6 protein-coding genes and 2 rRNA genes (1 of these 8 running past the window's edge) are annotated in these 9770 nt (G+C 67.8%); 3 read left to right on the top strand and 5 right to left on the bottom strand.

Annotated features, from left to right (window positions below; genetic code table 11):
* The 3 genes from HB370_RS19275 to HB370_RS19265 form a co-directional block, all read left to right on the top strand.
* A 23S ribosomal RNA gene (locus HB370_RS19275) occupies nt 1-2011 on the top strand (it extends 1112 nt beyond the left edge of the window).
* Nucleotides 2012-2093: 82 nt separating this feature from the next.
* Nucleotides 2094-2210 (top strand): 5S ribosomal RNA (gene rrf / locus HB370_RS19270).
* An 81-nt stretch (nt 2211-2291) separates the two neighbouring features.
* Nucleotides 2292-2858 (top strand): GNAT family N-acetyltransferase, encoded by a 567-nt coding sequence (locus tag HB370_RS19265; protein WP_030791856.1) that lies wholly within the window; start codon nt 2292-2294, stop codon nt 2856-2858.
* On the opposite strand, the gene HB370_RS19260 is transcribed toward HB370_RS19265, so the two are convergent.
* Genes HB370_RS19260 through HB370_RS19240 form a run of 5 tightly spaced genes read right to left on the bottom strand, consistent with a single transcriptional unit; the run spans nt 2855 to nt 9606 of the window.
* Nucleotides 2855-4417, bottom strand: a complete 1563-nt coding sequence (locus tag HB370_RS19260; protein WP_030791858.1) for a type IV secretory system conjugative DNA transfer family protein — start codon at nt 4415-4417, stop codon at nt 2855-2857. The genes HB370_RS19265 and HB370_RS19260 overlap by 4 nt on opposite strands.
* A 12-nt stretch (nt 4418-4429) precedes the next feature.
* Nucleotides 4430-5842, bottom strand: coding sequence for an ATP-binding protein (locus HB370_RS19255; RefSeq protein ID WP_030791860.1), 1413 nt, complete (start codon nt 5840-5842; stop codon nt 4430-4432).
* A gap of 14 nt (nt 5843-5856) precedes the next feature.
* Nucleotides 5857-7413 (bottom strand): SCO6880 family protein, encoded by a 1557-nt coding sequence (locus HB370_RS19250; RefSeq protein ID WP_030791862.1) that lies wholly within the window; start codon nt 7411-7413, stop codon nt 5857-5859.
* Nucleotides 7410-8771: a hypothetical protein gene (locus tag HB370_RS19245; protein ID WP_030791864.1), complete on the bottom strand. Its 1362-nt coding sequence runs from the start codon at nt 8769-8771 to the stop codon at nt 7410-7412. Before HB370_RS19245 ends, HB370_RS19250 begins: the two co-directional genes overlap by 4 nt.
* A complete protein-coding gene (locus HB370_RS19240) occupies nt 8761-9606 on the bottom strand; it encodes a hypothetical protein (RefSeq protein WP_030791866.1) in 846 nt (281 codons plus the stop codon). The genes HB370_RS19245 and HB370_RS19240 overlap by 11 nt, the downstream gene beginning before the upstream one ends.
* Nucleotides 9607-9770: the final 164 nt, after the last annotated feature.

Raw genomic sequence — 9770 nt, 5'->3', positions numbered from 1 at the left:
AGCGTACGCTAAGTGGGAAAGGATGTGGAGTCGCAGAGACAACCAGGAGGTTGGCTTAGAAGCAGCCACCCTTGAAAGAGTGCGTAATAGCTCACTGGTCTAGTGATTCCGCGCCGACAATGTAGCGGGGCTCAAGCGTACCGCCGAAGTCGTGTCATTGCAGCATGTACTCCCAACGGAGGCTGTGATGGGTAGGGGAGCGTCGTCTGCCGGGTGAAGCGGCACTGGAAGGTAGTCGTGGACGGTTGACGAGTGAGAATGCAGGCATGAGTAGCGATACAAACGTGAGAAACGTTTGCGCCGATTGACTAAGGGTTCCTGGGTCAAGCTGATCTGCCCAGGGTAAGTCGGGACCTAAGGCGAGGCCGACAGGCGTAGTCGATGGATAACCGGTTGATATTCCGGTACCCGCTGTGAAGCGTCAAACATCGAGCATCGTGATGCTAAGGCCGTGAAGCCGTTCCGGACCCTTCGGGGAATGGAAAGTGGTGGAGCCGCCGGACCAAGCGGTTAGTAGGTGAGTGATGGGGTGACGCAGGAAGGTAGTCCATCCCGGGCGGTGGTTGTCCCGGGGTAAGGGTGTAGGACGCAAGGTAGGCAAATCCGCCTTGCACATAGTCTGAGACCTGATGCCGAGCCGATTGTGGTGAAGTGGATGATCCTATGCTGTCGAGAAAAGCCTCTAGCGAGTTTCATGGCGGCCCGTACCCTAAACCGACTCAGGTGGTCAGGTAGAGAATACCGAGGCGTTCGGGTGAACTATGGTTAAGGAACTCGGCAAAATGCCCCCGTAACTTCGGGAGAAGGGGGGCCACACCTGGTGATGAGCTTTACGCTCTGAGCTGGGGGTGGCCGCAGAGACCAGCGAGAAGCGACTGTTTACTAAAAACACAGGTCCGTGCGAAGCCGTAAGGCGATGTATACGGACTGACGCCTGCCCGGTGCTGGAACGTTAAGGGGACCGGTTAGCTCACTTTCGGGTGGGCGAAGCTGAGAACTTAAGCGCCAGTAAACGGCGGTGGTAACTATAACCATCCTAAGGTAGCGAAATTCCTTGTCGGGTAAGTTCCGACCTGCACGAATGGCGTAACGACTTCTCGACTGTCTCAACCATAGGCCCGGTGAAATTGCACTACGAGTAAAGATGCTCGTTTCGCGCAGCAGGACGGAAAGACCCCGGGACCTTTACTACAGTTTGATATTGGTGTTCGGTTCGGCTTGTGTAGGATAGCTGGGAGACTGTGAAGCTCGCACGCCAGTGTGGGTGGAGTCGTCGTTGAAATACCAGTCTGGTCGTGCTGGATGTCTAACCTGGGTCCGTGATCCGGATCAGGGACAGTGTCTGATGGGTAGTTTAACTGGGGCGGTTGCCTCCTAAAGGGTAACGGAGGCGCCCAAAGGTTCCCTCAGCCTGGTTGGCAATCAGGTGTTGAGTGTAAGTGCACAAGGGAGCTTGACTGTGAGACCGACGGGTCGAGCAGGGACGAAAGTCGGGACTAGTGATCCGGCGGTGGCTTGTGGAAGCGCCGTCGCTCAACGGATAAAAGGTACCCCGGGGATAACAGGCTGATCTTCCCCAAGAGTCCATATCGACGGGATGGTTTGGCACCTCGATGTCGGCTCGTCGCATCCTGGGGCTGGAGTCGGTCCCAAGGGTTGGGCTGTTCGCCCATTAAAGCGGTACGCGAGCTGGGTTTAGAACGTCGTGAGACAGTTCGGTCCCTATCCGCTGTGCGCGTAGGAGTCTTGAGAAGGGCTGTCCCTAGTACGAGAGGACCGGGACGGACGAACCTCTGGTGTGCCAGTTGTTCTGCCAAGGGCATGGCTGGTTGGCTACGTTCGGGAGGGATAACCGCTGAAAGCATCTAAGCGGGAAGCCTGCTTCGAGATGAGGACTCCCACCCACTTGATGGGGTAAGGCTCCCAGTAGACGACTGGGTTGATAGGCCGGATCTGGAAGCACGGTAACGTGTGGAGGTGACCGGTACTAATAGGCCGAGGGCTTGTCCTCAGTTGCTCGCGTCCACTGTGTTGGTTCTGAAACCACGAACAGCCCCGCTTTTTAAGCGGTCTGGTTGATTGTTTCATAGTGTTTCGGTGGTCATAGCGTGAGGGAAACGCCCGGTTACATTCCGAACCCGGAAGCTAAGCCTCACAGCGCCGATGGTACTGCAGGGGGGACCCTGTGGGAGAGTAGGACGCCGCCGAACAATTTTTGGGAAAACCCCCGCACCTCACGGTGCGGGGGTTTTCTGTTTTCCGGGCCGAGGGATGTGGATTACCGTGGCCACATGACCGCTGTCACCAGGAACGACTATGTCGTTCGTGCCATACGCCCCGACGACTGGGAGCGGGTGAGGCAGCTGCGTCTGGACGCGCTGCGGGACCCGGTCGCGCACCTCGCCTTCCTGGAGACCTACGAGGAGGCCGCGAGCAAGCCCGACTCCTTCTGGCAGGACCGGGCCGTCGGCTCCGGCGAGGGCTCCACCACCGCCCAGCAGTTCATCGCCGAGGCCCTCGACGGGACCTGGGCCGGCTCCGTCACCGTGCTCATGGAGGAGCCCGGCACCCAGGACTGGGCCGGAAACCCGGTCGAGCGACGGCAGGGACACGCGGCCGGCGTCTTCGTACGGCCGGAACACCGGGGCAACGGGCTGATCGAGGCGCTGTTCGCGTCCGGCCTGGCCTGGGCGTGGCAGCAGGACGCCGAGCGGGTGCGGCTGTTCGTCCACGAGGACAACCTCCGCGCCCAGACCGCCTACCGGAGGATCGGGTTCGCGCCCAGTGGCCTCGTCGTGGCCTTCTCCAAGGACGAGACCGCCGACGAGCTGGAGTTCGTCCTGGAACGGCCGTCCTAGACGGGCAGTTCCTGGTGCGGCCAGCGGGCGCGGGCCTGTTCGCGGGAGCGGAGCAGGGCGAGCGTCGGCAGGCCCTGGTCGGTTCCGGTGGCCAGCAGATCCGGCAGCTCGGGGAGCGGGGCCACGGCCGCGATGTCGTCCAGGACCAGGGTGAGTGGTGGGTCGAGCCGACCGGAGGATGACCGTTCGGCCATGCGCCGGCCGCGCTCGACCACGCTGGAGACGAGGGCCGTCAGGAGCGGCATCGCGCCCGGGTTGCTCCGCGGGTCCTCGATGGATGCACCGACCATATAAAGCGTGCCCCCTTCATGGACGAAGGAATCCAGGGCGAGGGCATCGGTTCGGTTGGGGGTGCACGCCTCGCGGATGTTCACCGTGAACAGCGCCGACAGGGCCCTGCTGGTCAACTCCTGGGCGATGTCCCGGCGTTCCGGATGCGCGGTGAGTGCCGCCTCCAGCTCGCCGGCGGCGCCGGACGCGGCCTTGGGGTGGGTGCGCAGGGTGCGTACGGCGTCCTGGATTTGGGTGCCCTGCGCCCAGCGGTGCACATGCCGGATGGTGCGGTTCTCCAGGGCGGCGGCGTGCAGATAGCTGCGAAGCAGGGTCGTGGCGGTGTCGGCCACCGCCTGGTCGATCCGCGCGGTGGGCCGTACGGGGGCGAGCAGGGCCGTCGCCCGGTGCAGGGCCGTCTGTCTGTCCTCGCAGCCCGCCGTGGGGGACCAGTGCAGCCGGGCCGGGGTGTCGCACAGATGTGTGGGGTCGTAGAGCAGGGTGGGACCCAGCTTGGCCCGGGTGTCCTTGGTCTCCGCCCACAGGGCCGGGTTCGAGGTGACGAGGACGACGGGGCCCTCCGCGTCCCGTACGGCCTGGGCCGCGGCCGTCTGCCGGGCCTCCCGGGGCGCGAGGAGGACCTTCTCCCAGCCGCCCGACCGGTCACCGACGGCGGACAGGGCGACCGGCGGTGCCGGTGCCGCCGTCGCGCCCACTGGCTCCGCCGGCAGGGGCTCCACGCGCGGCACAGGGGCCTCATGGCGTGGCTCGGGGACGTTGTGGCGGGACTCCTGAACGGCGTGGTGCGGACCCGGGGCCTCGTACGGCGGCTCCTGGGCTTCGTATCGCGGTCCCTGGGCCCCGTACCGCGGTTCGGCCTGCGCGGGGTGCCGCGGGGTGTCCCGGGCCGCCGTGGACCGGCGTAGCCTGGCCGCCCGCCAGCGGGCCACCGTGCTCATCGCGAACACGGTGAGGACGAAGAGGATCATCAGCTGGCCGAGGAACAGGCCCCAGAACAGGCCCCAGCCGGACAGCTGGCCCGGCGGGGTCTCCGGCCAGGCGCCGGGCAGGTCGTGGGGCCGGCTGATGAGGTGGCGCATGGCCAGGGGGGTGCGGGTGAAGGTGACGCCCTCCGGCCAGGCGCCCTGGGCGAACCGGGCCGAGAGGCCGGTGGCCGACCACACCAGGACGGTGATGCCGATGAGGAACGCGAGGATGCCGATCAGCAGTCCGTCGGGGATGCCGCCCTGGCGTTCCCGGCGGATGTCACGGTGATCGTCCGGTCTCACACTGTACTCCCTCTAGGCCACCGTCGACTCGGAGTCGCCCAGGTGCTGTTCCACGAAGGCCGCCGCCCGCCGCTCGGCCTCCAGCTCGGCCGCGCGCAGGGCGTCGTCGACCTCGAGGTCGCTGGACGACTCGGTCATGGCGCGGTCGGTGAAGACCAGCGGCCGTTCCGTCTCGGTGACCAGGTGTTTGACCACCTGGACATTGCCGTTGACGTCCCAGACCGCGATGCCGGGCGTCAGCGTGGGGATGATCTCGACCGCCCAGCGGGGCAGGCCCAGGACCCGGCCGGTGGCTCTCGCCTCGTCCGCCTTCTGGGCGTAGATCGTCCTGGTCGACGCCATCTTCAGGATGGCCGCCGCCTCCTTGGCCGCCGCCCCGTCGACCACGTCGGACAGATGGTGGACGACCGCCACGAAGGACAGGCCGAGCCGGCGTCCGAACTTCAGCAGCCGCTGGAACAACTGGGCCACGAACGGGCTGTTGATGATGTGCCAGGCCTCCTCGACCAGGAAGATGCGCTTCTTCCGGTCGGGGCGGATCCAGGTGTGCTCCAGCCACACGCCGACGATCGCCATGAGGATCGGCATGGCGATGGAGTTGCGGTCGATGTGGGACAGGTCGAAGACGATCAGGGGCGCGTCGAGGTCGATGCCGACCGTGGTCGGGCCGTCGAACATGCCGCGCAGGTCGCCGTCGACCAGGCGGTCCAGGACCAGGGCGACGTCCAGGCCCCACGCCCGTACGTCGTCTATGGCGACGTTCATCGCCTCCGCCGACTCCGGCTCGGGGTGCCGTAGCTGCTCCACGATGTCGGAGAGGACCGGCTGGCGGTCGGTGATCGTCTCGTTGACGTAGGAGTGCGCGACCTTCAGGGCGAAGCCGGCGCGCTCGTCCAGGCCGTGGCCCATGGCGACCTCGATGATGGTCCGCAGCAGCGCGAGCTGCCCGGTCGTGGTGATCGCCGGGTCCAGGGGGTTGAGCCGGATGCCGTGGTCGAGGGCGGCCGTCGGGTCGAGCCGGATGGGGGTTATCCCCAGCTCCTCGGCGATCAGGTTCCACTCGCCGACGCCGTCCTCGCCCTGCGCGTCCAGGACGACGACCTGGCGGTCCTTGAACCGGAGCTGGCGCAGGACGTACGTCTTCTCCAGCGCCGACTTGCCGTTGCCGGACTCGCCGAGGACCAGCCAGTGCGGGGCCGGCAGCTGCTGGCCGTACAGCTGGAAGGGGTCGTAGATGTAGCCCTTCCCGGAGTACACCTCGCGGCCGATGATGACGCCGGAGTCGCCGAGGCCGGGCGCGGCCGTGGGCAGGTAGACCGCCTGGGCCTGGCCCGTGGAGGTGCGCACCGGCGGGCGGGTCGTCTCCACCTTCCCGAAGAGGAAGGAGGTGAAGGCCTCGGTGAGGACGGACAGCGGATCCCGCATCGGAGAATCAGCCCCTACCTTCGGATGCCGGTGGCGAACGGAAGTGTGTTCACGAAGGCGCGGTGGTGCTCTCGGTCGCACCACTCCAGCTTGAGGTACGACTTGCCGGCGGAGGCCCTTATCGTCCGCTTGTCGCGGTTCAGGGCCTCCGGGGAGCGGGCGGAGACGGTGATGTAGCCGACCAGGTTGACGCCGGCGGCGCCGCTGGCGAGGTCCTCGCCGCGCTGGTCGAGGCGGTTGTGCGCGGCGATGTCCCGGGGGTCGACGGTCCGGTTCATCTTGGCGGCGCGGGAGGCCTCGGCCTCGTCGTTGGTCTTCTCGGTCAGCATCCGCTCGATGGCGACCTCGGTGGGTTCCAGGTCCATGGTCACGGCGACCGTGCGGATGACGTCCGGGGTGTGGACGAGGAGCGGGGCGAGGAAGTTGACGCCGACGGGGGTCATCGGCCACTCCTTCACCCAGGCGGTGGCGTGGCACCAGGGGGCGCGGGTGGACGACTCGCGGGTCTTGGCCTGGAGGTAGGTGGGCTCCACGGCGTCCAGCTCGGCCGGCCAGGCGTTGCGCTGGGTCATCGCCTGGATGTGGTCGATGGGGTGGTCCGGGTCGTACATGGAGTGGATCAGGGAGGCCAGCCGGCCCTGGCCGAGCGGCTGGCGGACCCGGATGTCGGCCTCCTGGAGCCGGGAGCAGATGTCGGTCAGCTCGCGGGCCATGACGACGGCGAGCCCGGCGTCCCGGTCGACCCTGCCGCCGCGGGTGCGGGCGGCGCGGGCCATGGCGTGGGCCTCGGCGGCCAGTTCCCGGCTGTAGTGCATACAGGCGACGAGGTAGGCGCGGTGCTGCTCGCTGCTGGTGGAGACCATGGACTGGAGCTGGTCGTAGGAGTGCTGGAGCCAGTCCGGGGAGCGGTCGTCGCCGCGCACGGCGACGTCCTTGGCGTGCGCGTCGGGGTCGGCGGGCAGGGTGCGGGCGAGCATCTGCAGCCGGGTGACGAATCCGTCGCCGTTGGCGACGTGCTTGAGCAGCGTGCCGAAGCGGTCGACCAGGGCCTCCTGGTCCTCGGAGTCGCGCAGGCCGACGCCGGGGCCCTCGATCTCGATGGCGGCGGTGACCGTCTTGCGGTCGGCGTGCAGCAGGACGGCGATCTCGTCCGGGCCGAAGGGCGCGGCGAGCCAGGTGATGCGGCCGATGCCGGGCGGCGGGCCGACCTCGATCTCCCGGCCGTCGAGGCGGGTGCCGGCCTCCATGGCACTGGACCGGTAGACGGCTCCGCGCTTGACGGTCCGCTTGTACGAGCGGTTGATCTCGAACCACTTGTAGAACGTGCGGTGCTTGTACGGCACGTAGACCGCGGCGAGCGCGAGCAGGGGGAAGCCCATGAGCAGCGCGATCCGCAGGGGCAGGACCGGTACGAGGAGGCCGCACATCATGCCGAGGAACGCGCCGGCGATGATCAGGGCGATCTCGCCGGATTCACGGTTGCGGCCGATGATCGCGTTCGGCCGGGCGCGGCCGATGAGATACGTACGGCGGGGCGTGACCGGATGGGACAGATGGGACTCGGTCGTCAACGCCCTTCACCTCCCGAGCGGTTGTTGCGGGTGTTGCTGGCGTGCGGGGTGTTGACCGGGCTGGACGCGCGGGGCGCGGGCGTGGCGGAGGGGACGGTTCCGCCGCCGTTCCCGGCCGGGGTACGGCTGCTGTGGGCGGCGACGCCGCCGGAGGCGGGGTTGGCCTGGCGCGGGGTGCTGCTCGACTGGCCGGCCGCGGCGTTGCTGTCGGCGCGGGAGCTGTGGGTCTTGATGCCCTGGGCGACGAGGGTGGCGGGGGAGCTGATGACGGCGGCGGCCTTGCTCTCCGCGCCCTGCATGATGCGGTTGTTGCGGCCGCTGGCGATCTCGTCGCCGAAGCCGGGGACGAAGCGGTAGATCATCGCGCTGGCGAAGATGGCGAGCAGGATGATGGCGAGGCCGGAGACGACGGCGGAGAAGGCGTCGGGGCCGTTGTCGCCGGACAGGGCGCCGGCCAGGCCGAGGACGATCACGATGACCGGTTTCACGAGGATGACGGCGATCATGATGCCGGCCCAGCGGCGGACGTGACCCCACAGGTTCTTGTCGACGAGGCCCGCGTAGACGACGGTGCCGAGGAGGGCGCCGACGTAGAGGAGGGCGGCGCGGATGACCAGCTCCAGCCAGAGGACGCCGGCGGCGAGGATGCTGACCAGGGAGACGACGATCAGCATGATGGGGCCGCCGCCGATGTCGTTGCCCTTCTTCAGGGCGCCGGAGAAGGTGCCGAAGAACGTGTCGGCCTGGTCGCCGGTGGCTTTCGCGAGGACGTCGGTGACGCTATCCGTGGCCGAGACGACGGTGTACAGGATCAGCGGGGTGAAGGCGGAGGCCAGCACGGTCAGCCAGAGGAAGCCGACGGCTTCGGTGATCGCGGTGGTCAGCGGCACGCCGCGCACCGCGCGCTTGGCCACGGCGAGCAGCCACAGCAGAAGCGTCAGGATGGTGGAGGCGGCGAAGACGATCGCGTACTGCTTCAGGAACGCCTGATTGGTGAAGTCGACGGTGGCCGTCTCCTTGACGGCCTTGCTCAGCTTGTCGACGGTCCAGGAGGCGGCGTCCGCGCATCCCTTGGCCAGCGAGGAGAGGGGATCCAGGGTGTCGGTGAGGGGGTTGCCGGGGCCGGAGGGGGAGGTGCCGGAGGAGCCGTTCTCCCTTTCGCACTGGTCCCGGGCGGCGCCGGGGACCAGGTCACAGACGCCGGCGCTCTTCGTGGCCGTGGGCGTCGGGGACGGCGAGGACGGGTCCGTGGGCGTAGGCGTGGGGGCGGCGTAGGCGCGGGCGGTCGTGAGGATCACAGCCGTCTGAACGGTCGCGACCGCACCGGCCAGCGTGAGTACGCGGCGGTTAGCGGGCATAGGTGAACCCTCCGTACTCATCGACGGCCTTCGACATCTCTTCGGAGCTGGAGGCCCTGTCGTCACCGGGGACGGGCGCAGGGCCCTCTTTCTGGGAGTGCGCGGCGATCTTCCAGTCGCCGGCGACCCAATCGAGCTTCATCGTGATGGTGAACCAGCTGTTGGTGACCGGGTTCGTGGAATTCTCACCCGCGAGACCGAGCAAGCCGCTGCACCAGACGTCGACCGTCGCCGTGTTGTCGGTGGTCTCGGTGACCTTCGTGCCGATGGGGCTCGTGCGGGACACGAACGTGTAGCCCTTCGGAGCGGTGCCGTCGTCATTCAGACCGAGGGACTTGGCGAAGGCAGGGGTGTACGCCTTGTCGAACGCCGCCGCGGAACCTGCGGCCCGGGACGGGGTCATGACGGCCTGCAGGATGGCGTCCCGGCGGGGTTTGACGAACATGTCGGCCGACCCCAGTGCCACCGCGTAGTTCGCCGCCGCGCTCTGGGCTCCCTGGGTGGTGTGGGGGAAGCCGGAGGGGATGGTGCCGGGGTTTGTGGTGAGCGGCTTGGTTCCGGTGGGGGCGGTGGCGGCGGCCTTCGGCTGGTCGGGCTTTGTCGATGCGGTGGTGCTCCCGTCACCGCCCCCCCGGTTCGCGAAGGCGATGGCGGCGATGAGGAGGACCACCACGCCGACCACCGTGATCAGGCTTCTGGAGGAGGAGCGCTGGGGGCGGCGGGGGGCGCCGCCGTAGGGGTCGGGGTCGGGGAGCCGGGTCCGGGTCTGGCCGGGTTCCGGGTGGTCGCCGTAGCCCTGGTAGTCGCGGTAACCCTGCTCGTCTCCGGGACTCATGCCGCGTACGCCCCCTCCACCTCGTAGACATACGACGGTAGCCGTGCTGGTTCCCGCGCGGGCGCGGTGTGGTGACTCGACATCAGGGAAACGCAACCTCAGCCGGTGGGCACGACGGGTGGGTGGGGTGGAGGGGACAGTCGTGGCCGGGCGTGCCCGGAACG

This window comes from Streptomyces sp. DSM 40868, assembly GCF_011820545.1.
Lineage (GTDB): Bacteria > Actinomycetota > Actinomycetes > Streptomycetales > Streptomycetaceae > Streptomyces > Streptomyces eurythermus.
The sequence above is the reverse complement of the archived record's forward strand: the minus strand, read 5'-3'. Positions and strand labels throughout refer to the sequence as shown.

Bases quoted from the DNA above. Each gene is read 5' to 3' on its own strand.
- HB370_RS19265 (WP_030791856.1), top strand. From the start codon at position 2,292: ATGACCGCTGTCACCAGGAACGACTATGTCGTTCGTGCCATACGCCCC.
- HB370_RS19255 (WP_030791860.1), bottom strand. From the start codon at position 5,842: ATGCGGGATCCGCTGTCCGTCCTCACCGAGGCCTTCACCTCCTTCCTC.
- HB370_RS19245 (WP_030791864.1), bottom strand. From the start codon at position 8,771: ATGCCCGCTAACCGCCGCGTACTCACGCTGGCCGGTGCGGTCGCGACC.
- HB370_RS19240 (WP_030791866.1), bottom strand. From the start codon at position 9,606: ATGAGTCCCGGAGACGAGCAGGGTTACCGCGACTACCAGGGCTACGGC.